Annotated in this window: 23 protein-coding genes; 15 read left to right on the top strand and 8 right to left on the bottom strand. The window is 73.3% G+C overall.

The genetic code is table 11. From position 1 onward, the window contains the following. Nucleotides 1-2 precede the first annotated feature (2 nt). The 3 genes from WD341_RS07585 to WD341_RS07595 are packed head-to-tail and all read left to right on the top strand — an operon-like array spanning nucleotide 3 to nucleotide 2,662. Nucleotides 3-782 (top strand): lysophospholipid acyltransferase family protein, encoded by a 780-nt coding sequence (locus WD341_RS07585; protein ID WP_368424834.1) that lies wholly within the window; start codon nucleotides 3-5, stop codon nucleotides 780-782. Between the two features lie 4 nt (nucleotides 783-786). Beyond that, nucleotides 787-1,770, top strand: coding sequence for a tetraacyldisaccharide 4'-kinase (gene lpxK / locus WD341_RS07590; protein WP_368424835.1), 984 nt, complete (start codon nucleotides 787-789; stop codon nucleotides 1,768-1,770). Continuing rightward, complete coding sequence (locus tag WD341_RS07595; protein ID WP_368424836.1) at nucleotides 1,751-2,662, top strand: lysophospholipid acyltransferase family protein; 912 nt, start codon at nucleotides 1,751-1,753, stop codon at nucleotides 2,660-2,662. Before lpxK ends, WD341_RS07595 begins: the two co-directional genes overlap by 20 nt. A gap of 42 nt (nucleotides 2,663-2,704) precedes the next feature. Here the strand turns inward: WD341_RS07595 and WD341_RS07600 are convergent, their stop codons facing one another. Continuing rightward, complete coding sequence (locus WD341_RS07600; RefSeq protein ID WP_368424837.1) at nucleotides 2,705-4,510, bottom strand: gamma-glutamyltransferase family protein; 1,806 nt, start codon at nucleotides 4,508-4,510, stop codon at nucleotides 2,705-2,707. Between the two features lie 227 nt (nucleotides 4,511-4,737). Here WD341_RS07600 and dgcN point away from each other — a divergent pair, with 227 nt between their 5' ends. Both dgcN and dgcA read left to right on the top strand, forming a co-directional pair. Further along, nucleotides 4,738-5,736 carry an N-acetyltransferase DgcN gene (dgcN, locus tag WD341_RS07605; RefSeq protein ID WP_368424838.1) on the top strand — a complete coding sequence of 333 codons (999 nt, stop codon included), beginning with the start codon at nucleotides 4,738-4,740 and terminating at the stop codon, nucleotides 5,734-5,736. Nucleotides 5,737-5,740: 4 nt separating this feature from the next. Beyond that, complete coding sequence (dgcA, locus tag WD341_RS07610) at nucleotides 5,741-6,721, top strand: N-acetyl-D-Glu racemase DgcA (RefSeq protein WP_368424839.1); 981 nt, start codon at nucleotides 5,741-5,743, stop codon at nucleotides 6,719-6,721. An 89-nt stretch (nucleotides 6,722-6,810) separates the two neighbouring features. Here the strand turns inward: dgcA and WD341_RS07615 are convergent, their stop codons facing one another. Genes WD341_RS07615 through WD341_RS07625 form a run of 3 tightly spaced genes read right to left on the bottom strand, consistent with a single transcriptional unit; the run spans nucleotide 6,811 to nucleotide 8,998 of the window. Beyond that, the gene (locus tag WD341_RS07615) at nucleotides 6,811-7,143 is read right to left on the bottom strand and encodes a hypothetical protein (protein ID WP_368424840.1); all 333 of its coding nucleotides are present in this window, start codon (nucleotides 7,141-7,143) and stop codon (nucleotides 6,811-6,813) included. After that, complete coding sequence (locus tag WD341_RS07620; RefSeq protein WP_368424841.1) at nucleotides 7,140-7,838, bottom strand: class I SAM-dependent methyltransferase; 699 nt, start codon at nucleotides 7,836-7,838, stop codon at nucleotides 7,140-7,142. Before WD341_RS07620 ends, WD341_RS07615 begins: the two co-directional genes overlap by 4 nt. Continuing rightward, nucleotides 7,835-8,998 carry an aminotransferase class I/II-fold pyridoxal phosphate-dependent enzyme gene (locus WD341_RS07625; RefSeq protein ID WP_368424842.1) on the bottom strand — a complete coding sequence of 388 codons (1,164 nt, stop codon included), beginning with the start codon at nucleotides 8,996-8,998 and terminating at the stop codon, nucleotides 7,835-7,837. Before WD341_RS07625 ends, WD341_RS07620 begins: the two co-directional genes overlap by 4 nt. Before the next feature lie 232 nt (nucleotides 8,999-9,230). On the opposite strand from WD341_RS07625, the gene WD341_RS07630 reads away from it, so the two are divergent. Beyond that, nucleotides 9,231-10,070, top strand: a complete 840-nt coding sequence (locus tag WD341_RS07630) for a MaoC family dehydratase N-terminal domain-containing protein (protein ID WP_368424843.1) — start codon at nucleotides 9,231-9,233, stop codon at nucleotides 10,068-10,070. Between the two features lie 145 nt (nucleotides 10,071-10,215). On the opposite strand, the gene WD341_RS07635 is transcribed toward WD341_RS07630, so the two are convergent. Continuing rightward, nucleotides 10,216-11,394 (bottom strand): aminotransferase class V-fold PLP-dependent enzyme, encoded by a 1,179-nt coding sequence (locus WD341_RS07635; protein WP_368424844.1) that lies wholly within the window; start codon nucleotides 11,392-11,394, stop codon nucleotides 10,216-10,218. 123 nt (nucleotides 11,395-11,517) lie between these two features. Between WD341_RS07635 and WD341_RS07640 the strand changes: the two genes are divergently transcribed. Both WD341_RS07640 and WD341_RS07645 read left to right on the top strand, forming a co-directional pair. Further along, a complete protein-coding gene (locus WD341_RS07640) occupies nucleotides 11,518-11,898 on the top strand; it encodes an ankyrin repeat domain-containing protein (protein WP_368424845.1) in 381 nt (126 codons plus the stop codon). Then, nucleotides 11,895-12,653: an AMP-binding protein gene (locus WD341_RS07645; RefSeq protein ID WP_368424846.1), complete on the top strand. Its 759-nt coding sequence runs from the start codon at nucleotides 11,895-11,897 to the stop codon at nucleotides 12,651-12,653. Before WD341_RS07640 ends, WD341_RS07645 begins: the two co-directional genes overlap by 4 nt. On the opposite strand, the gene WD341_RS07650 is transcribed toward WD341_RS07645, so the two are convergent. Beyond that, the gene (locus WD341_RS07650) at nucleotides 12,634-14,130 is read right to left on the bottom strand and encodes a CoA-acylating methylmalonate-semialdehyde dehydrogenase (protein ID WP_368424847.1); all 1,497 of its coding nucleotides are present in this window, start codon (nucleotides 14,128-14,130) and stop codon (nucleotides 12,634-12,636) included. The two genes, WD341_RS07645 and WD341_RS07650, sit on opposite strands and share 20 nt — an antisense overlap. Before the next feature lie 98 nt (nucleotides 14,131-14,228). Here WD341_RS07650 and WD341_RS07655 point away from each other — a divergent pair, with 98 nt between their 5' ends. The 5 genes from WD341_RS07655 (at nucleotide 14,229) to WD341_RS07675 (ending at nucleotide 18,413) form a co-directional block, all read left to right on the top strand. Then, on the top strand, nucleotides 14,229-14,591 hold the full coding sequence (locus tag WD341_RS07655) for a hypothetical protein (protein ID WP_368424848.1): 363 nt from the start codon (nucleotides 14,229-14,231) through the stop codon (nucleotides 14,589-14,591). 104 nt (nucleotides 14,592-14,695) lie between these two features. Beyond that, nucleotides 14,696-15,850, top strand: a complete 1,155-nt coding sequence (locus tag WD341_RS07660; protein ID WP_368424849.1) for an ABC transporter permease — start codon at nucleotides 14,696-14,698, stop codon at nucleotides 15,848-15,850. Beyond that, nucleotides 15,847-16,680: an ABC transporter ATP-binding protein gene (locus WD341_RS07665; protein WP_368424850.1), complete on the top strand. Its 834-nt coding sequence runs from the start codon at nucleotides 15,847-15,849 to the stop codon at nucleotides 16,678-16,680. The genes WD341_RS07660 and WD341_RS07665 overlap by 4 nt, the downstream gene beginning before the upstream one ends. Before the next feature lie 7 nt (nucleotides 16,681-16,687). Next, complete coding sequence (locus tag WD341_RS07670; RefSeq protein ID WP_368424851.1) at nucleotides 16,688-17,728, top strand: MlaD family protein; 1,041 nt, start codon at nucleotides 16,688-16,690, stop codon at nucleotides 17,726-17,728. Next, nucleotides 17,703-18,413 carry an ABC-type transport auxiliary lipoprotein family protein gene (locus WD341_RS07675; RefSeq protein ID WP_368424852.1) on the top strand — a complete coding sequence of 237 codons (711 nt, stop codon included), beginning with the start codon at nucleotides 17,703-17,705 and terminating at the stop codon, nucleotides 18,411-18,413. Before WD341_RS07670 ends, WD341_RS07675 begins: the two co-directional genes overlap by 26 nt. 99 nt (nucleotides 18,414-18,512) lie before the next feature. Here WD341_RS07675 and WD341_RS07680 read toward each other — a convergent pair whose 3' ends face one another. Then, nucleotides 18,513-18,911 carry a hypothetical protein gene (locus WD341_RS07680; RefSeq protein ID WP_368424853.1) on the bottom strand — a complete coding sequence of 133 codons (399 nt, stop codon included), beginning with the start codon at nucleotides 18,909-18,911 and terminating at the stop codon, nucleotides 18,513-18,515. Between the two features lie 110 nt (nucleotides 18,912-19,021). Further along, entirely contained in the window at nucleotides 19,022-19,858 is an 837-nt protein-coding gene (locus WD341_RS07685; RefSeq protein ID WP_368424854.1) for a branched-chain amino acid aminotransferase, read from the bottom strand. A gap of 200 nt (nucleotides 19,859-20,058) precedes the next feature. On the opposite strand from WD341_RS07685, the gene WD341_RS07690 reads away from it, so the two are divergent. Continuing rightward, complete coding sequence (locus WD341_RS07690) at nucleotides 20,059-20,415, top strand: DUF952 domain-containing protein (RefSeq protein ID WP_368424855.1); 357 nt, start codon at nucleotides 20,059-20,061, stop codon at nucleotides 20,413-20,415. Beyond that, nucleotides 20,412-21,494: a quinone-dependent dihydroorotate dehydrogenase gene (locus WD341_RS07695; RefSeq protein WP_368424856.1), complete on the top strand. Its 1,083-nt coding sequence runs from the start codon at nucleotides 20,412-20,414 to the stop codon at nucleotides 21,492-21,494. Before WD341_RS07690 ends, WD341_RS07695 begins: the two co-directional genes overlap by 4 nt. The last annotated feature ends 71 nt before the right edge of the window (nucleotides 21,495-21,565 follow it).

The raw sequence follows: 21,565 nt of genomic DNA on the forward strand, positions 1-21,565 counted from the left end.
CCATGGCGGCAGCCAAGCGCCTCGTGCGTTCCGACGTCGGCCGCCGGCTGCTGGCCGCGGCGATCGCCGCCTACATCCGGCTGGTCCACGCGACGACCCGCTGGGAGCGCGAGATGCCGGCCTCGACCCGCGCGCTGCTCGAGGGCGGCAGCCCCTGCGTCGTCGCCTTCTGGCACGGCCGCATGCTGGCCATGCGCGGTGCCTGGACCGACCGGCCGGAGCGCCTGCACCTGCTGATCTCCGGGCACCGCGACGGCCGCCTGATCTCGACGGCGCTGGAGCGGCTCGGCTTTCCCTCGGTCTCGGGCTCGAGCCGCCGCGGCGGCGCCGCCGCGCTGCGCGCCATGGGCCGCGAGCTGGCCCAGGGCGCCTGCGTCGGCATCACGCCGGACGGCCCCAAGGGGCCGCGCATGCGGGTCAAGGCCGGCGCGATCAAGGCCGCCCAGCTGGCCGGCGTGCCGATCGTGCCGGTCAGCGCCTCGGCCCGTCCGGCGCGCCTGCTCGGCTCCTGGGACCGCTTCCTGGTGCTGCTGCCCTTCGGTCGCGCCCGCGTCCTCTGGGGCGAGCCGCTGGCCGTGCCGCGCCGCGCCGGCGAAGCCGAGCTGCAGGCCCTGGCCGGCGAGCTCGAGCGCCGCCTGATCGCGCTCACCGAGCAGGCCGACCGCGCCCTCGGCCGCGCGCCGGTCGCCCCCGACCCGAGGCCCGCGCCGGGCACCAGCCAAGCCAAGGGCGCCGCCGGCGCGGCGCCCGGCCGCGACGCGCCGCCGGCGCCGGCCGACTAGCCTGATGCGCGCGCCCGCCTTCTGGTCGCGACGCGGCCTCGCCTCGAGCCTGCTGCTGCCGGCCGCCCTGCTCTGGGACCTCGGCGGCTGGCTGCGCTGGCGGCTGGTGCGCCCGGAGCGACTGCCGATCCCGGTCGTCTGCGTCGGCAACCTGACCGCCGGCGGCGCCGGCAAGACGCCGACCGTGCTGGCCCTGGCCGCGCTGCTCAAGGAGCGGGGCCTCGCCGTCCACGCCCTCAGCCGCGGCTACGGCGGGTGCGAGGCCGGGCCGCTGCGCGTCGACCCCGCGCGCCACGAGGCGGCGGCGGTCGGCGACGAGCCGCTGCTGCTGGCCCGCGCCTGCCCGACCTGGGTGGCGCGCGACCGCGCCGCCGGCGCACGTGCCGCCGTCGCCGGCGGCGCCGAAGTGCTGCTGCTCGACGACGGCCTGCAGAACCCCGCGCTGCACAAGGACCTGGTGCTGGCGGTCGTCGATGCGGCGGTCGGCTTCGGCAACGGCCGGGTGATGCCGGCCGGGCCGCTGCGCGAGAACCTGGCGCGGGGCCTCGGACGGGCCGACGCGCTGCTGGCCATCGGCCACGGCGAGGCGCTGCCGCCGGGGCTCGCGGCGACCGGCAAGCCGCTGCTGCGCGCCGACCTGCGCCCCGAGGATCCCGGCGCCTGGCGCGGCCGGCGCCTGCTCGCCTTCGCCGGGATCGGCCGGCCCGCCAAGTTCTTCGAGACGCTGCGCGGGCTCGGCGCCGAGCTCGCCGGCACCCGCGCCTTCGCCGACCACCACGCCTACGGCGCCGCCGAGGCCGAGGCCCTGCTCGCCGAGGCGGCAGGGCTCGGCGCCGAGCTGGTCACCACGGAAAAGGACCGTCTGCGCCTGCCGCCGCGGCTGGCCGAGTCGACTCGGGTCTTGCCTGTGCACCTCGGATGGCGCGACAAGCGGGGGATCGAAGACCTGCTGGACCGGATCCTGGCCGATGGCCGTGCGCAACCGTGACAAGTTCCTGACCAAGTACCTGCGCTATCCGCTCGAGGCGGCGCTCGCCTTCCTGTTCCTGGGCCTGTTCAAGATCCTGCCGCTCGACCGGGCCTCGGCGCTCGGCGGCTGGCTCGGCCGCAGCGTCGGGCCGCGCCTCGCCCTCTCGAAGCGCGCTTACCGGAACCTCGAGCTGGTCTTCCCCGAGATGCCGCAGGCCCGGCGCCGGGAGATCGTCCGGGCGATGTGGGACAACCTGGGGCGCACCGCCGCCGAGTACCCCCACCTCGACAGGATCAGCGACCCGGCCGAGGGTCGCGTCGAGATCCTCGGCGCGGAGCTGGTCAAGGGTCCGGCCGCTGAGGGCCGCCCGGTCATCGTCGCGGGCATGCACCAGGCCAACTTCGAGGTCTCGGTGGTGACCGCCGGCGCCCAGGGCATCCCGATGGTCGGCATCAGCCGCGGCGCCAACAACCCGCTGGTCCAGAAGGTCGCCGAGCGGATGCGCGGAGTCACCCCGGGCAAGCGCGTGCCCAAGGGCGCCCAGGGCGCGCGCGCCCTGATGGCCGAGCTGCAGAAGGGCTCGGTGATCGGCGTGCTCAACGACCAGAAGTTCAACGAGGGCTTCGAGGCGCGCTTCCTCGGCCTGCCGGCGATGACCGCCGACGGACCGGCCCAGCTGGCGCTGCGCTTCAAGTGCCCGATCGTGCCCTCGCGCCTGGAGCGCCTGGGCGGCGCGCGCTTCCGCATGACCATCGAGCCGCAGCCGGACTTCGAGGCGACCGGCAACAAGCGCGCCGACGCCCAGGCCCTGACCCAGGCGATCAACGACCGCTTCGAGGCCTGGGTGCGCGAGCGGCCCGAGGACTGGCTCTGGCTGCACCGCCGCTTCCCGAAGCGCTTCTACCGCTAGGCGGGCAGCCGGCGCGGCCGGCGCGGGTCGTTCCGAGCCGCGCTAGCGGGCGATGGCATAGCCCTGCATGAAGCGCGGGTTGGCGGCGGCCTTGAGCAGGCCGTCGCGCTCGCGCGCCACCGCCGAGACGCGCCCGAGCGACCAGTCGTCCTTGACCGAGATGCGGTGGCCGCGCGCCCGCAACGCCTCGATCGTCGCCTCGGGGAAGCGGCCTTCCAGGCTAAGGCTGCCGAGGTCGGCATTGCGCGGCCAGAAGGAGCTCGGCATGTGGTCGGTCTGGAACGCCGGGTGGTCGATCGCCTGCTGCAGGTTGAGGCCGTGGCAGGCATGGCGCAGGAAGACCGCGAGCGCCCACTGGTCCTGGTAGTCGCCGCCCGGCGTGCCGAAAACCATGTAGGGCTCGTCGCCGCGCAGCACGAGGTTGACCGACAGCGTCGAGCGCGGCCGCTTGCCCGGCGCCAGGCTCGAGGGCCTGCCCTCCTCGAGCCAGAACATCTGGCCGCGGCTGTTCAGGCAGAAGCCGAGCTCGGGAACCACCGGGCTGGACTGCAGCCAGCCGCCGGAGGGCGTCGCGCCGACCATGTTGCCCCAGCGGTCGATGACGTCGATGTGGCAGGTGTCGCCCCGGGTCGTGCCGGCCGCGCCGGTTTCGCCGGTCTGGACGGTCGGCTCGCCGCCGCCCAGGGAGTCGAACTCCTCGCCGCCGATCCGCTCCGCCAGCAGGCCCTCCAGGTTGGCCTCGAAGCCCGCGATCTGCCCGGGCCGCAGCTCGTGCGACGCCCGCTCGCCGATCAGCGCGCGGCGGGCGTCGTTGTAGTCGTCGGAGAGCAGCCGCTCCATCGGCACGTCGACGAAATCGGGATCGCCGTAGTAGGCCTCGCGGTCGGCGAAGGCGAGCTTGGCCGCCTCGGTGACCAGGTGCACGAACTCGGGGCCGGCGGGATCGAGCGCCGGGAGGTCGAACTGCTTCAAGAGAGCGAGTTGCTGCAGGAACACCGGCCCCTGGCTCCAGGGGCCGCCCTTGCAGAGCGTGTAGCCGTGGAAGTCGTAGGTCAGGGGCGCCTCGTAGCCGGCCTGCCAACCGGCCAGGTCCGCGGCGCTCAGGACGCCGCGGTGGCGCCTGCCGGAGGAATCCATCAGCGGCTCGGCGCGGCAGAAGCGCTCCAGCGCCTCGGCGACGAAGCCCTGGGACCAGGCCTGGCGCATCCCCTCGATCTGCGCCTCGCGGTTGCCGCCCGCGGCCTCGCCGGCCTTGACCAGCCGCTCGTAGGTCGCCGCCAGGGCCGGGTTGCGGAACAGCCTGCCGGCCGTCGGCAGCCGGTCGCCCGGCAGGTAGACCGCGGCCGAGCTCGGCCATTCCTCGCGGAACAGCCTCTCGACCCGCTCGATGGTGGCGCGGATCATCGGCACCAGCGGGTAGCCGTCGCGGGCGTAGCCGATGGCGTACTTCAGGACCTCGCGCGGCGGCAGGCTGCCGTAGTCGCGCAGCAGCTGCATCCAGGCGTCGAAGGCGCCGGGCACGACGGTCGCCAGGAGGCCGGCGCCCGGCACCATCTCCAGGCCCTCGGCACGGTAGTGCGCGACCGTGGCGCCGGCTGGGGCCACGCCCTGGCCGCAGAGGATGCGCACCTCGCCCTCGCCGGCGCCGCGCAGCACGATCGGCACCTCGCCGCCCAGGCCGTTCAGGTGCGGCTCGACGACCTGCAGGGTGAAGCCGCCGGCGACCGCCGCGTCGAAGGCGTTGCCGCCGCGCTCCAGCACCGCCATGGCGACCGCCGAGGCCAGCCAGTGGGTCGAGGCGACGGCGCCGAAGCTGCCGCGCAGCTCGGGGCGGGTGGTGAAGCTCATGGGGGGAGGTCCTTCCTGTCCGGGCCGCGGGCCTGTCCGGTCTGTCGCCTCCGGTCTGGGCCGGGGCGCCTCGGTCGGCCGACTATAGCGGCCGGTCGCGGCCCGGCAATCGCACCCGGCGCAGGGCAGGGGCGATACCGACCGAGCCTTTCTCGCCGCGCGCCCCGTGGCGCAGCGCGCGCTCTCTTGCTATGAAACGGCTTCCCTATCCCAAACCGCGAGCGACCATGGCGATCCAGCACCCCTACCTGATGTTCCTCGGCGACGCGCCGGACCAGCTCGCCGCCAAGACCGCCGCCGGCGTCGCCCACTGGCGCCCGGAGTGGTGCGTCGGCCAGCTGCGCCTGCCCGACTGCCATGCCGACCTCGGCCTCAAGGACATGACCATTGCCGAGGCCAAGGCCGCCGGCGTGAAGTCGGTGATCGTCGGCGTCGCCAACCGCGGCGGCCGCATCTCCGAGGCCTGGACCGCGGTCCTGACCGAGGCCCTGGAGTCCGGCATGGACCTGGCCTCGGGCCTGCACAGGAAGCTGGTCGACGTGCCGGCGCTGCGCGACACCGCCAGGGCTACCGGGCGGCAGCTCTTCGACGTGCGCCACCCGACCCGCGATTTCGAGGTCGCCAACGGCCGCAAGCGGCCTGGCAAGCGCCTGCTGACCGTCGGCACCGACTGCTCGGTCGGCAAGATGTACACCTCCCTGGCGCTCGAGGCGGAGATGCGCCGGCGCGGCATGAAGGCGGATTTCCGGGCGACCGGCCAGACCGGCATCTTCATCGCCGGCGACGGCGTCTCGATCGACGCGGTCGTCGCCGACTTCATCTCGGGCGCCGTCGAGTGGCTGACCCCGGCTCACGACGAGGACCACTGGGACCTGGTCGAGGGGCAGGGCTCGCTGTTTCATGCCTCCTTCGCCGGCGTCACCATCGGCCTAATCCATGGCGCCCAGCCCGACGCCCTGGTGCTCTGCCACGAGCCGACCCGCCCGCACATGCGCGGCCTGCCCGAGTACAGCCTGCCGTCGCTCGAGCTCTGCATGGCGCGCAACCTCGAGGCCGCGCAGCTGACCAACCCGGCGGCGCGCTTCGTCGGCATCGCCGTCAACACCTCCGGCCTGAAGGCCGAGGAGGCCGACGCCTACCTGGAGAAGGTCTCCAAGGCGCAGGGCCTGCCCGCCGTCGACCCCGTTCGCCACGGCGTCGCCGCCCTGGTCGACAACCTGGAGTGAGCGCGTGAAGCTGACAGCAGAAGCCGAATCCTGGCCGATCGCCGGCACCTTCACGATCAGCCGGGGCAGCCGCACCCGGGCCGAGCCGGTGGTGGTCACGCTGACCGACGGTCAGCACAGCGGTCGCGGCGAGTGCGTGCCCTACGCCCGCTACGGCGAAACGGTGGAGTCCGTGCTCGGCCAGATCGAGAGCCAGCGCGGCGCGCTCGAGGGCGACCAGCTCGACCGCGAGGGCCTGCAGGCGGCGCTGCCGGCCGGCGCCGCGCGCAACGCCCTCGACTGCGCCTTCTGGGATCTGGAGGCCAAGCGCAGCGGGCAGCCGGTCTGGCGGCTCGCCGGCCTGCCGGCGCCGGCACCGGTGACCACCGCCTATACCCTCTCGCTCGATACGCCGGAGCGGATGGGCCGCCAGGCCGCCGCCAACGCGACGCGGCCCCTGCTCAAGCTCAAGCTGACCGGCCCGGAGGATCTCGAGCGCGTCCGCGCCGTGCGCGCCAACGCCCTGGCCGCGACCATCGTGGTCGACGCCAACGAGGGTTGGACCGTCGAGCACTACAACGAGCTGGCGCCGGCCCTGAGGGACCTGGGCGTGGCCATGATCGAGCAACCCTTCACCGCCACCCAGGACGAGGTGCTGCACGACCTCGACCGCCCGGTGCCGCTCTGCGCCGACGAGTCCTGCCACGACACCGAGACCCTGGCCGGCCTCGTCGGCAAGTACGACATCGTCAACCTCAAGCTCGACAAGACCGGCGGCCTGACCGAGGGGCTGAAGCTCAAGGTCGCCGCCGCCGAGCTCGGTCTCGACCTGATGGTCGGCTGCATGGTCGCGACCTCCCTGGCCATGGCGCCGGCGGTGCTGCTGGCCCAGGGCGCCAAGCTGGTCGATCTCGACGGCCCCCTGCTGCTCGCCCGCGACCGCGAGCACGGGCTGCGCTTCGAGGGCAGCACGGTCCACCCGCCCGTGCCGGAGCTCTGGGGGTAGACGAACCCGATACGTCACCTCTCCCCTCGGGCCTCTCCCTCAGGGAGAGGTCGAAATCCGCCGCGCGGATTTCGGGCGAGGGGCGACGGTCAGGCTCGGTCGGGCCGCTCGCGGCCGCGCCAGCCGCCACGGCGGCGGGCGGGAGGCGGGGCGCCGGCGGCGGCCTCGCGGAGCAGCGTCACCAGGGTGCCGCGGGCGTCGCGCGGCGGCTGGCCCTCGGCGAGGCCGTAGGCCTCGAGCAGGCGGGCAGCGGCGGCGCGCAGGTCCAGGCCGTCGGGCAGCTTCAGGGTCCAGGCGAGCAGCAGGTCCTGGGCCGGACCGGGGAACTCCGGGCCCATGCGCAGCACCTCCAGCACCAGGCCGCCGGGGTCCTCCGGCGCCGGGCCCTCCGGCAGCCGGTAGCTCTCATGACCGACGGTCATTGTCGGGCCAGCAGATTGGCGCGCATCGGCTGTGAGAAGGCCCAGCCGGCCTCGGTGCGGCGGCCGAGCGCGTGGAAGGCCCGCTCCCAGCTTTCGCGCTGCGCCGCGACCTGCGCGGCACGCGCGGGATCGACCTTCTCGAAATCCCGCCGCGCCGTCTCGAAGTCGGCGTAGACCACCTCGGTGTCGTAGAAGATCTCGGCCGCCTGGCGCCAGGCCGGCGAGGCCGCGGCGCGCTGCACAGCGGCGTAGGCCTCGGCGCGCACCGCCCGCTCGTCGTCGATCGGCTTGCCGAGCTCGTAGGCGGCGCCCTCGGCGAGCGGCTCGACGACGCAGAGCCAGCCGCCGGCGACCAGCACCCGGTGCGCCTCGGCGAAGGCGCGCTCGAGCAGCGCGACCGGCACATGGTGCAGGGAGTTGAAGAAGATCGCCGCGTCCTGGCTGGCAGCGGGCAGCGGCAGCGCCTCGGCGCCGCCCTCGAAGTAATGCTCCCCGCCCATTCTCTCGGCCGCCTGGGCCTCGGCGATACGCGCCGCCTGAGGCTCGACGCCGGTCATGATCGCGCCCTTGCGGGTCAGGGCCCGGACCAGCGGCCCGGCGCCGCAGCCGATGTCGACGATGCGGCTGCCGGCGAGCGGCAGCAGCTCGCCCAGCACCTCGGTGTGGCGCCGCCTCGGGTAGCCGCGGCCGGTCACGGCCCCGGCTCCAGGCGCTCCCCGGCGAGCGCCTCCAGGGCTTCGGCGAAGAGCGGTTCAAAGGCGAGGCGCTCCGCCTCGGTGCCGACCGTGACCCGCACGAAGCGGTCGAGCGGCGGCTGGCCGGGCCGGCGCACGAAGACGCCGCGGGCACCGAGCAGCTCGACCATGCGGATCGAGCGGGCGGCGCTGCCCAGGTCGAAGGCGACGAAGTTGGTCAGCGACGGCAGGGTCGCCAGCCCGAGCCGACGGCCAAGCCGGTGGTAGTCCCCGCGCCCCCCGGCGACCTGCCGCACGACCTCGGCGGCGAAAGCCTGGTCCTCGAGCGCGGCGCTGGCCGCGCGCTGGGCCAGCCGGCCGACGCCGAAATGCAGGCGGATCCTGTCGAAGGCGGCGACGATCTCGCGGGCCGCCACGCCATAGCCGACGCGCATGCCGGCCAGGCCGTGGGCCTTGGAGAAGGTGCGCAGGCGGATCACGCGCGGGTCCTCGGGCTCGAGCGGCGGCAGATCGGCGGCCGGCGCGAACTCGGCGTAGGCCTCGTCGAGCAGCAGCAGGCAGTTCTCCGGCAGGCCGGCGAGCAAGGCCGCCAGCGCCTCGCGGCCGTGGAAACTGCCGCTCGGGTTGTCCGGGTTGGCGAGGTAGAGCAGCTTGGCCCGCTCGCGCCGGGCCGCGGCGAGCAGCGCCTCCAGGTCGTTGTCGCAGGCCGGCCGGTAGGGCACGAAGACCAGCCGGCCGCCGTAGCCGTTGACCTGGTAGTTGAAGGTCGGATAGGCGCCGAGCGAGGTGACGACGGCCTCGCCCGGCTCGACGAAGGCGCGCACGATCAGGCCGAGCAGGCCGTCGATGCCCTCGCCGACGACCAGGTTGCCGGGCTCCACCCGCAGGTAGGCGGCCAGCGCGCTGCGCAGGTCGAAGTGTTCGGGGTCGCAATACCAGTTGGCGCGCGCCGCCGTCTCGCGCAGCACCGCCTGGACGCGCGGCGAGACGCCGAAGGCCGACTCGTTGGCGCCCAGGCGCAGCGCGAAGGCGCCGCCGCGTTGGCGCTCCAGGGCTTCGGGCCCGACGAAGGGCGTGGTCGCCGGCAGGCCTTCGAGCAGGCCCGTGAAGGCCGGGCGGGTCCGGCCGGAGGAAACCGCGGGGGCGCGGAGCTCGGACATCACGCGATGGCTTTCCTGCTGTCTTTCGATGGACAGCCTTATGGCACGCCCGGCGGCTCGATTCGAGAGCCCAGCGGGCGGCCTCCGCCACGCCCTGGGCGTCTGTGCCGGGAAGGCTCTCGGCAGCCGCTCCTCTCCGTCGGATTTCCCCCGCCGCCGGGGGCCGCTCGCGTGGCGCCCGCCGCGACGGGGGGCGGGCCCGACGGTGAGGGGACGTGAGGAGGACCAAGGCATGGGCGGCGACTTCACCGGCTGGATCGGGCGCGAGCGGAGCCTGGCGGACCGCATCGACGCGAACCGCGCGGAGGCCCTGCGGGTCACGCTCGAGAGCGCAGACCCGGCGATGGCCGAGGGCAGGCCGCTGCCCGAGCTCTGGCACTGGGCCTACTTCTGGGAGCTGCCGCCCCTGTCCGGCGTCGGCCCCGACGGCCATGCCGCGCGCGGCGAGTTCCTGCCGCCGATTCCCTTGCCGCGGCGCATGTGGGCGGGCAGCCGCCTGACCTGGCACGCGCCGCTGCCGGTCGGCGCCCTGGCGGAGCGCCGCTCGACCATCCTCAAGGTCGAGGAGAAGTCCGGGCGCAGCGGCCGGCTGGCCTTTGTGACCGTGGGTCACTCAATTACCGGCCCCGGCGGGCTGGCGATCGAGGAGGAGCATGACATCGTCTACCGGGAGGCGCCGGCGGCCGGCGCACCGCCCCCGAGGCTCGAGCCGGCGCCGGTCACGGCCGCCTGGCGCCGTGAGCTCGCGCCCTCGCCGGTGCTGCTGTTCCGCTATTCGGCCCTGACCTTCAACGGCCACCGCATCCACTACGACCAGCCCTACGCGACCGGCGTCGAGGGCTATCCCGGGCTGATCGTCCACGGCCCCCTCTTGGCGACGCTGATGGTCGACCTGGCGCGCCGCGAGGCTGCCGGCCGGCGCCTCGCCCGCTTCGCCTTCCGCGCCCGCTCGCCGATCTTCGACACCGCCCCCTTCGCGGTCTGCGGCGAGCCCGGGGCCGAGGGCGCCACCCTGTGGATCGCCGGGCCGGACGGCGCGCTGGCGATGCAGGGCGAGGTGAGCTTCGGCTGAGGCGGGACGCCTGCCGGGGGCAAGGCAGGCGCTGCCACGCTTGCATGGTTCGACAAGCTCTCCATGAAGCGCAATCCAACGCCTGTGCCGACCCCACCTTCGCTTCATGGTGAGCTTGTCGAACCATGCGCGACGGGCACGGGACCTACCGAACCAGCTCCCGCAGCACGCCGCAGAAGCGGGCGATCTCGCTCTCGTCGTTGTAGTAGTGCACCGAGGCGCGGACGAGGTCGGGCAGCCGGCGCCGGGTCGCGTCGAGCAACGTCGAGCCGGGGCCGCTGACCGAGACGTTGATCGCCTGGGCGCGCAGGGCGTCGCGCAGGGCGGTCGCCTCCCGGCCCTCGAGCGTGAAGGTGACGATGCCGCAGGGCTGCCGGCCCAGGTCGCGCAGGGTCACGCCCGGGATCTCCGCCAGCCGGGCGCGCAGCTCGGCGGCCAGGGCGGCGATGCGCAGCGCGATCGCCGGCATGCCCCAGCCGAGGGCGTGGTCGACGGCGGCGCCCAGGCCGAGCAGCCCGGCGATGTTGAACTCCCAGTTCTCGAAGCGCCGCGCGTCGGCGCGCATCTCGTAGCGGTCGGGCGCCACCCAGCGCGCCGAGTGCAGGTCCAGGAAGGGCGGCTCCAGCCGGTCGAGGATCGCGCGGCGGACATAGAGGAAGCCGGTGCCGCGCGGGCCGCGCAGGTACTTGCGGCCGGTCGCCGAGAGCAGGTCGCAGCCGATCCGCTCGACGTCGATCTCGAGCTGCCCGACCGACTGGCAGGCGTCGAGCAGAAAGGGCACGCCATGGCGCCGCGCCACGGCGCCGATCGCCTCGGCGGGGTTGACCAGGCCGCCGTTGGTCGGGACATGGGTGACCGCGATCAGACGCACCCGCTCGTCGAGTCGGGCCTCCAGGGCGGCGACGTCGAGCTCGCCGGCCTCGTCGCTCGGCACCGCCTCGACGACCACGCCGCTGCGCTCGGCCAGCTGCAGGAAGGAGATGTAGTTGCTGGCGTACTCGGCCTCGGCGGTGAGAATCCGGTCGCCCGGCCCGAAGCGGAAGGCGTGGAAGGCGAGGTTCCAGGCGACGGTGGCGTTCTCGACCAGGGCGATCTCCTCGGCCCGCGCGCCGATCAGGCCGGCGATCGAGCCGTAGACGGCCTCCAGGCGTGCCGCCGCCTCGTCCTTGGCCTCGTAGCCGCCGATCGCCGCCTCGCGGCGCAGGTGCGCGATCTGGGTCTCGAGCACCGGCGCCGGCATCAGGGCGGCGCCGGCGTTGTTGAAGTGCAGCACGCCGGTGCACCCGGGCGTCTCGGCACGGGCGCGGGCGACGTCGATCGACATGAGAAATCCCCCTCTTGCATCGGTCGGCCTGCAGCGGCCGCTTTCAGGATCTCGCTGGGTTCTACTTGTCACAGGGCGCCGCTGCGGCCAAGGTCACGGGCTCAGGACAGGCCGGAGGCGAGGATGGACAAGGACGCACTCTTCGCGCTGGTGAAGCGCGGCGACGCCGGGGCGCTGGAGCGGGCGCTGGCCGAGGGCGGCGACGCCAGGGCGCGCGACCGCTTCGGCGTCAGCCTGCTCTACCGCGCCGCCTTGCGCGGCGACCTCGCGTGCCTCGAGCTGCTGCTCACGGCCGGCGCCGAGGTCGATCGCTCGAGCGACGCCGGCAATACGCCCCTGATGGCGGCGGCGGGGCGCGGCCACCTGGCCGTCGTCGAGCGGCTGATCGCCGCCGGGGCGGCCGCCGGCCACCGCAACAAGTGGGGCTACGACGCCGCCCGCTGGGCCGCCTGGGCGCCCAACGACGACGAGATCAAGGCGCGCCTCTTCGCCGCCGCCGGGTGAGCGCCCGCGCGGCGCCGGGACTCGCCGACTTCCTGGCCGGCGCCGGCGGCAGCCTGGTCTTCCTGGGCCGTTCGGTGACCGCCGGTCAGCTAGACGCCCGGGCCGAAGCCCTGGCAGGCGCCCTCGAGGCGGCCGGCGCCGCTGCCGGCGACACTGTCGCGCTGCTGCTGCCCGACAGTCCCGGCCTGGTCGCCGCCGCCTTCGCCACGCTCCGCCTCGGCGGCCGGCCGCAGCTGCTCGACCCCACGGCGCCCGCCGCGGCCCAGGCGGCGGCGCTGCGGCAGGGCGGCGCAATGCTGCTGCTGACCTTCGACCTGCGCCTTCTGCTCGACCGGGCGCTGGTGCTGGCCGGCGAGCGGCCGGGCCTGCGCGTCGGCCTGCTGCGCGCCAGCGAGGAGCTGCCCTTTCCGCGCAACCTGCTGGAGCCGCTGCTGCGCGGCGGCCGCTTCGGCCAGCGGCCGGCGCATCCGGACTTCTTCCGCTTGGCGCCGGCGCGCCGCCCGCTCCCAGGCGAAAGGAAGATCCCGGAGGCCGCGACCCTGCTGCTGAGCGACGGCGAGTCGACCTTCGGCGAGCTGCTGGCCGTCGCGCCGGCGGCATGGCAGGAGCGGCAGCGGCCGACCGCCGGCCTGCCGCTTCACGGCCGCAAGGGCCTCGCCGCGCTGCTCGCCTGCCTGGCGGCGGGCGGCAGCTACAGGATCGGCGCCGGGACCGGGCCTCGGCCCGGTGCCCCCGTCACCTCATCGTCGGCATGACGAACTCGGCGCCCGAGCGGATGCCGGTCGGCCAGCGCGAGGTCACCGCCTTCATGCGGGTGTAGAAGCGCACGCCCTCGGGGCCGTGCATGTGGTGGTCGCCGAACAGCGAGCGCTTCCAGCCGCCGAAGGAGTGGAAGGCCATCGGCACCGGGATCGGCACGTTGACGCCGACCATGCCGATCTTCGCCCGCTGCACGAAGTTGCGCGCGGCGTCGCCGTCGCGGGTGAAGATCGCCGTGCCGTTGCCGAACTCGTGGCCGTTGACCAGCTCGAGCGCGCTCTCGTAGCTGTCCGAGCGGACCACGGCGAGCACCGGGCCGAAGATCTCCTCCTGGTAGATCTTCATCTCCGCCGTCACCTCGTCGAACAGGCAGCCGCCGAGGAAGTAGCCCTTCTCGTAGCCCTGCATGCGGAAGTCGCGGCCGTCGACGACCAGCTTGGCGCCCTCCTCGACGCCGAGGTCGACGTAGCCCTTGACCTTCTCGTAGTGCTGCCGGGTGACCAGCGGCCCCATCTCGGCCTCGGGGTCGGTATAGGCGCCGATCTTCAAGCCGCGTACCCGCGGCTCCAGGCGCTCCATCAGCTGGTCGCCGGCCGCCCCGACCGCGACGGCGACCGAGATCGCCATGCAGCGCTCGCCGGCCGAGCCGTAGGCCGCGCCCATCAGGGCGTCGCTCGCCTGGTCCATGTCGGCGTCGGGCATGACGATCATATGGTTCTTGGCGCCGCCCAGGGCCTGCACCCGCTTACCCCTGGCCGTGCCGGTCGTGTAGACGTACTCGGCGATCGGGGTCGAGCCGACGAATGAGACCGCCTCGATATCGGGGTTCGCCAGGATCGCGTCGACCGCCTCCTTGTCGCCGTTGACGACGTTGAACACGCCGTCCGGCAGGCCGGCCTGCTGGAGCAGCTCGGCGAGCAGCAGGGCCGCCGAGGGATCGCGCTCCGAGGGCTTCAGGATGAAGCTGTTGCCGCAGGCCAGGGCGACCGGGAACATCCACATCGGCACCATGGCCGGGAAGTTGAAGGGCGTGATGCCGGCGACGACGCCGAGCGGCTGGCGCACGGAGTAGGCGTCGACGCCGGTGCCGACGTTCTCGGTGAACTCGCCCTTGAGCAGCTGCGGGATGCCGCAGGCGAACTCGACGACCTCGATGCCGCGGGTGACCTCGCCGGCGGCGTCGCCCAGCACCTTGCCGTGCTCCGAGCCGATCAGGCCGGCCAGCCGCTCCTTGTTCTGCTCGAGCAGCTCCTTGAAGCGGAACATGACGCGCGCGCGCTGCAGCGGCGAGGTCGCGGCCCAGCCCGGAAAGGCCGCCTTGGCGACCTCGACCGCGGCGTCGAGCTCGGCCTTGGAGGCCAGGTCGACCCGCGCCTTGACCTCGCCGATCGCCGGATTGAACACCTCCGCGCTCCGGCCGCTGGTGCCCGCGACGATCTTGCCGCCGATGAAATGATGCAACGCCTCGGCCATCTCTGCCGATCCTCCTCTGACTTCCTGGTGACTTCTGGAATTCCCAGCCTGGGGTCGCCACCTTAACCTCAGCGTCGAACCGGATGAAGCCTCGCGGGATGCATGACGACGAAGCGGAAAGACAGGAGCTGCGGCGCGTGCTGGAGGCGATGGCCCGCGAGCAGACAACCGTGACCTACCGCGACCTCTGCGAGCTTGCCGCGATTCCCGGTCCCTGCCGCATCCAGCGCATCACCGAGCTGCTGGAGCAGATCATCCAGGAGGATCTCGCCGCCGACCGCCCGCTGCTCGCGGCCGTGGCCATCAGCCGCGGCCACGCCGGCATTCCGCAGCGCGGTTTCTTCCAGCTGCTGCAGTCGCTGGGCCGCTACGAAGGGCCGGACGACGGACCCGACGCCGCCGCCTTCCACCGCGACGAGCTGGAGCTCGCCTGGGCCTACTGGGGCTGCAGCCAGTCGTGAGCGGCCCGCGTCGCGGCCATCGCAGGCGGTGCAGCCAAGTCTCGCTGCAGCGCAGCGGCGCGCGGCTTGGCGCTTGCTGAGACGCGTGCGAGACTTCGCGCCGCATGTCTTCGCAACCTCTCAGAGAATCGCGGTCCCCCGACGACGGCCTCGCCGTCTCGCGCGAGGGTGCGCACACGAGGCTCGCCCTGTCGGGCGACTGGACGACCGGGCAGGGGGCGCGGCGCGAGATCCAGCTTGCGAGCTTGGGAGCCTGGCAGGGCGAGACGCTTACGCTCGAGCTCTCCGGGGTCGAACAGCTCGACACCGCCGGCACCTGGCTGCTGCTGCGCACGGCGCGCGAGGCGGAGGATGCCGGGCTGGAGGTGACCTGGGAGGGGCTGCCCGCGGCACGCCGGACCCTGCTCGAGAAGGTCGCGGAGCACGAGAGCGCGCCCGGCGAGCCGCCGCGGCCGAACCCGCTCCGCGCCTTCGTCGCCCGGATCGGCGAGAAGGCGGTTTTGGCCGGCGGCAACGCTCGCGACCTGCTGAACTTCCTCGGCCTGGTGACGATCGGGGTGGTGCGGAACCTGGCGAGGCCGCGGCGCCTGCGCTTCACCTCGCTGGTCTACCACCTCGAGCGCACCGGCTTCGACGCCCTGCCGATCGTCGGCCTGCTGGCCTTCCTGATCGGCGTCGTCCTGGCCTACCAGGGCGCCGACCAGCTGGCGCGCTTCGGCGCCCAGATCTTCACGGTCAACCTGGTCGGCATCTCGGTGCTGCGCGAGATGGGCATCGTCCTGACCGCGATCATCGTCGCCGGCCGCTCGGGCAGCGCCTTCACCGCCCAGATCGGCACCATGCAGGTGCGCGAGGAGGTCGACGCCATGCGCACGATCGGGCTCGACCCGATCGACATCCTGGTCGTGCCGCGCGTCCTGGCCCTGATGATCGCGCTGCCGCTGCTGACCTTCTACGCCGACATCCTGGGCATCGCCGGCGGCGCCGTGATGAGCTGGATTGCCCTCGACATCACGCCGCTGGAGTTCATCAGCCGGCTCGAGACCGCGGTTTCGGTCAACCACTTCCTGGTCGGCATGGTCAAGGCGCCGGTCTTCGCCTTCACCATCGCCCTGGTCGGCTGCTTCGAAGGCCTGAAGGTGACCGGCTCGGCCGAGTCGGTCGGCCTGCGCACGACCACGGCGGTGGTCGAGGCGATCTTCCTGGTGATCCTGCTCGACGCGCTCTTCTCGGTCTTCTTCTCGGTGATCGGCGTATGACCGGCGCTTCCCGCGATGGCATTGTCGAGGCTCCCGGCGCCCGCGACGGCTCGCAGGAGGACCTGGCGATCCGCGTGTCCGGGCTGACCACCCGCTTCGGGCCCAAGGTGATCCACGAGGACCTGGACTTCGAGGTTCGGCGCGGCGAGGTCATGGGCCTGGTCGGCGGCTCGGGCAGCGGCAAGTCGGTGCTGATGCGCACCATCGTCGGCCTGAACCGCCAGAGCGCGGGCACCGTCGAGGTCCTGGGCCGGGATGTCGACCGGCTGAACGACGCCGAGCACCAGCAGTTGCGCAGCCGCTGGGGCGTGCTGTTCCAGGACGGCGCCCTCTTCTCCTCGCTGACGGTGCTGCAGAACGTGGCGGTGCCGCTGCGCGCCCACTACCGCCTGAGTCCGCGTCTGCTGCGCGAGCTCTCCGAGGTCAAGATCGCGCTCTCGGGACTGCCCGCCGACGCCGCGCACAAGCGTCCGAGCGAACTGTCCGGCGGCATGCGAAAGCGTGCCGGCCTGGCGCGCGCGCTGGCGCTCGATCCCGAGCTGCTGTTCCTCGACGAGCCGACCGCCGGCCTCGACCCCGTCGGCGCCTCGGAGTTCGACCAGCTGATTGCCGACCTGCAGCGCGCGCTCGATTTGACGGTGGTGATGGTGACCCACGACCTCGACAGCCTCTATGCCGTCTGCGACCGGGTTTCCGTGCTGATCGACAAGCGTGTTAAGGTCGGCAGGATCGCAGAGCTCGAGCAGGATCCCCATCCCTGGATCCAGGAGTACTTCCTGGGTCCGCGGGGCCGCGCGGCGGCAGCGACCCGGGAACGGCGGGAGGCCTGAGACGACAATGGAGACCCGCGCCAGCTATCTGCTCGTCGGCGGCTTCGTGCTCGCGCTCCTGCTCGGCTCGCTGGGCTTCGTCGTCTGGCTGGCGAAATTCCAGGTCCGAGCGGACCTGGACACCTACGAGCTGGTCTTCACCGATTCCGTGACCGGCCTGTCCGAGGCCAGCCCGGTGCGCTACGCCGGCGTGCGGGTCGGCGAGGTGCGCAGCGTCCAGCTCGACCCTGACGAGCCCGAGCGAGTCCAGGTCATCATCGACGTCCAGGAGTCCGCGCCGGTCAGGAGCGACACCGTCGGCAGCCTCGAGTTCGAGGGTCTCGCCGGCGGCCGCTACGTGCTGCTGGCCGGCGGCAGCAGGGATGCCGGGCCGCCACGGACCGAGCCGGGGCGGCCCTATCCCAGGATCCAGACCAAGCCGTCGTCGATCTCCCAGGTCATCGAGGGGGCGCCGGCGACGCTGGCCGCCGCCCAGCGCGTGCTCGAGCAGGTCGAGAAGGTGGTGAACGACGAGAACCTCGGCCGCCTGTCCAACAGCCTCGAGAACCTCGAAACCGTCACGGGGGCCTTCGCCGCGCGTTCGGGCGATATCGAGAGCCTGATCGGGAACGCCGCCGCGACCATGGACAACATCAACCGAAGCACCGGGGAGCTGTCCGCCCTCGCGAGCGAGCTGCGCGGCGACGCCAGGAGCATCGCCGACAGCGCCGACCGCACGCTCGGCGCCGTCGAGCGCCTGACCGGGAACCTGGACAAGGCGGTCCAGACCAACGCCGCCGAGCTGCAGCGCACCCTGTCCGAGGTCGGCCGGGCGGCCGGCTCGATCCAGCTGCTGACCACCGAGGTCAACGCGCTGGTCGCGGAGAACCGCGAGCCGCTTCGCGACTTTACCGCCTCGGGGCTCTACGAGCTGGCCGGGCTGCTCAACCAGATGAGGACGCTGGTCTCGCGACTGAACAGCGTGACCGCGGAGGTCGAGCGCGACCCGACCCGCTTCCTGTTCGGCGATTCGCAGGATGGATATGAGACACAACCGAGACAGCGATAGGTCCCTGGGCGGCGCCGGGCCGACCCGGCGCGGCCTCCTGGTCGGTGCCGGCGCCCTGGTCCCCCTCGCCGTCCCCCTCGCCCTGGGCGGCTGCGCCAGCCTGCTCGTCAACGGGCCGCCGCCCGCGCTCTACCGCCTGTCGCCGAAGAGCACCTTCCCGGACGACCTGCCGAGCGTGAACTGGCAGCTGGTGCTGGAGACGCCGGTCGCCGACGCCGGCCTCAACACCCCGCGCATCGCGCTGACGCAGGCGGCCCACCAGATCGAATACTATGCGCGCGCCAACTGGACCGACCGGGCGCCGGCCATGTTCCAGACCATGATGATCGAGTCCTTCGAGAATTCCGGCCGCATCGTCTCGGTCGGCCGCGAGTCCCTCGGCCTGCGCGCCGACTTCGTCCTGAAGAGCGAGCTGCGCGAGTTCCAGGCGGTCTACGACGGCTCCGGACCGCCGGTCGTGCGCGTCGGGCTGGCGCTCAAGCTGGTCGGAATGCCGCGCCGCGAGATCGTCGCCTCGACCGACATCGACCGCATCGCGCCGGCCGCCGACGACTCCCTGCAAGATGTAGTCGCGGCCTTCGACCAGGCGGCAGGGGCGGTCCTCAAGGATCTGGTGATCTGGGTCCTGTCCAGCGGCGAGCGCGGCCTGGCGAGGCTGCCGGCCGAAGGCGGCATCGGGAGCTGAGCCGCCGGGGAGCTTGGCCGGCCCGGGGCTTGGCCGGCCCGGGGCTTGGCCGGCCCGGGGCTTGGGCGGTCCGGGGCGTGGGCGGTCCGGGGCGGGCGCTCAGCCGGCGCAGGAAGGGCAGGTCAGGCCGCTGCCGGACGGCGGCACCGGATGGGCGGCGTTCTCCAGCTTCCCGCTGCCATTGAAGTCGTGATAGTTGCGGCACTGCTTCTCGAAGGCGGCACGCTGGTCGGCCGCGTAGGAGAACTTGAAGGCGTTGGCCTGGCGCTGGCTGCCGAACAGGCGCGCGGTCAGGCCGGGCTTGCCGACACCGGCCCGCATCGTCGTCATCAAGCCGTCGAGCACGTCCAGGTCGTGGCGCCCGACGTACTGGACGGCGAAGCGCTTGTCGCCGTCGAGATGGCCGATGGCGAAGTTGCCCGGCAAGCCGCCGCGCACGGTCTGGCGCACCGTCGGCGTATCGAGCTTGAAGGGCCCGTCCATGTCCAGGCTGGTCATCGTCCACCTCTGTCGCGTTCCGGGCGGAACAATGGCGCCAGGGTCTTGCGGTTCGGTTAACCCAAGGTGACCGGGCGGCCTTCCGGCAGGCTGCGCCGCGGTTGCCGCGCTCAGCCGCCGTGGGCGAAGCTCCAGTAGAGCTCCCGCGCCTGGCGGTAGACCGGGCCCGGCTGCAGGTCGCGCTGGTCGATCCGGGTGATCGGCATGACCTTGCCGTAGTTGCCGGTCTGGAAGATCTCGTCGGCCTCCTGGAACTCGCGGTAGGTCAGGCTGCGCTCGTGCACGGTGATGCCGGCCTCGCGCAGCAGGGCGAGGACGCGCTGGCGCGTGATGCCGTTCAGGAAGGTGCCGTTCGGCGCCGGGGTGTGGGCGGCGCCGTCCTTGACCAGCCAGACGTTGGCCGTCGACAGCTCCGAGACGTTGCCGAGCGCATCCAGCATGATCGCATTGTCGAAGCCCTTGGCTTGCGCCTCGCGCAGGGCGCGCCCGGAGTTCGGGTAGAGGCAGGCCGCCTTGGCGTCGGTCGGCGCCGTCTCGATGTTGGGACGCCGGAAGCTCGACAGCATGACCGAACTGCCCTTCGGCTCGGGCAGCGGCGAATCGTAGAGCGACAGGCAGAAGCGCGTCGTCTCGGGATCGGCGGCGACGAAGCCGCCCTCGGCCCAGTACATCGGCTTGATGTAGAGCTGCGCGTCCTTCGGGAACTTGGCCAGGCCGTCCTGGCACAGCTCCAGGATTTCCTCGGGCCGAAACAGGCTCTTCAGGCCCATCGCCTTGGCCGAGCGCTCGATGCGCTGGCAATGCTTGTCGAGGTCGGGGGTCACGCCCTCGAAAGCGCGGGCGCCGTCGAACACCGTGGAGGCGAGCCAGGCGGCGTGGGTCATCGGGCCCATGATCTGGGGATTGCCCTCGAGCCATTCGCCCTCGAGGTAATGCCAAGCGGTCATCTGTCCGGTCCGTCTCCAGAGGGAAGGCGCGCGCCAGCGGGAAGGCGCGCGAAGCGACACCGACGCGAGCATAGAGACGCCGCGACGGCCGGCCAAGCCGCGCGGCGAAGGATTCTTGTCACCGATACATTCGGTGCGGAGACGCCCGGAGCGGGGCGAGCGTTGTGCGAGCCGGGTGCCTCGCCTATCGTCGCGACGTCATGAGCCGAGCCATCTACCACGTCACCACCTGGGAGGCCTGGCGCGCTGCCGAGGCGGCCGGGCGGTACGAGGGCTCGGCCGACGACCGGCGCGACGGCTTCATCCATTTCTCGGCGCGCCCGCAGCTCGCCGAAAGCGTGGCCAAACACCGTGCCGGCCAGTCCGGCCTGGTGCTGCTGACCGTCGATCCCGGGGCGCTTGGCGCGGCGCTGACGTGGGAGCCCTCGCGCGGCGGCGCGCTGTTCCCCCATCTCTACGGGCCGCTGCCGGTCGCGGCGGTGCGCCGCGCCGAGGACCTGCCGCTCGGCCCCGACGGGCGGCACCTCTTCCCGCCGCTCGACGACCCGGACCCGTGAGCGCGCTTGCCTACGCCCTGCTGCGCCCTCTGCTGTTCCGGCTCGACCCCGAGACCGGCCATGGCCTGACGCTGCGTCTGCTGCGGAGCGGCCTGGTGCCGCGCGCCGCCGGCGCCGCGGACCCGATCCTGGCGAGCGAGCTCTGGGGCCGGCGCCTGGCCAACCCGATCGGCCTGGCCGCCGGCTTCGACAAGAACGCCGAGGCCGTGGCGCCACTGCTCCGCCTCGGCTTCGGCCTGGTCGAGGTCGGCAGCGTCACGCCGCGCCCGCAGCCCGGCAACCCCCGGCCGCGGCTGTTCCGCCTTGCCGAGGACCGCGCGGTGATCAACCGCATGGGCTTCAACAACCGCGGCCTGGAAGCGGCGGCGGCCGCGCTCACCGCCTTCCGCGCTCGCGGTCCGGCGGCCGGCCTCGTCGGGGTCAATCTCGGCAAGAACAAGGACAGCCCGGAGGCCGCGCCGGACTACGTCGCGGGCGCCCGGCGGCTGGCCGCCTATGCCGACTACCTGGTGGTCAACGTCTCCTCGCCGAACACGCCGGGCCTGCGGGCGCTGCAGGATCGCGCGGCGCTGACCGGGCTGCTGGCGGCGGTGCGCGCGGCGCTGGCGGAAGCCGAGGCGCCGCCCCCGCTGCTGCTCAAGATCGCGCCGGACCTGACCGAGGCCGACCGCCGGGACATCGCCGCCGTCGCCCTCGACAGCGGGCTCGACGGCCTGATCGTCTCGAACACCACCGTCGAGCGGCCGGCCGGCCTGCGCAGCCGCTGGAAGGGCGAGGCCGGCGGCCTCTCCGGACGCCCGCTGTTCGAGCCCTCGACGCGCCTGCTCGGCGAGATGTACCGCCTGACCGGCGGCCGACTGCCGCTGATCGGCGTCGGCGGCGTCGAGTCGGGCGCCACGGCCTACGCCAAGATCCGAGCCGGCGCCTCGCTGGTCCAGCTCTACAGCGCCCTGGTCTACGAAGGCCCGGCCCTGGTCGGCCGCATCGCCGCGGAGCTCGCGGCCCTGCTGCGCCGCGACGGCTTCGCCTCGCTGACCGAGGCGGTCGGCGCCGACCAGCGCCCGGCGCCGGCGGCCTGACCGTCGGCGCCTAGAGAATTTCCAGCACCGCCTCCGGCGGTCGGCCCAGCGCGATCCGGTCGTCGTTCACG

This window comes from Tistlia sp., assembly GCF_040905785.1.
Taxonomy (GTDB): Bacteria; Pseudomonadota; Alphaproteobacteria; order Kiloniellales; family DSM-21159; genus Tistlia.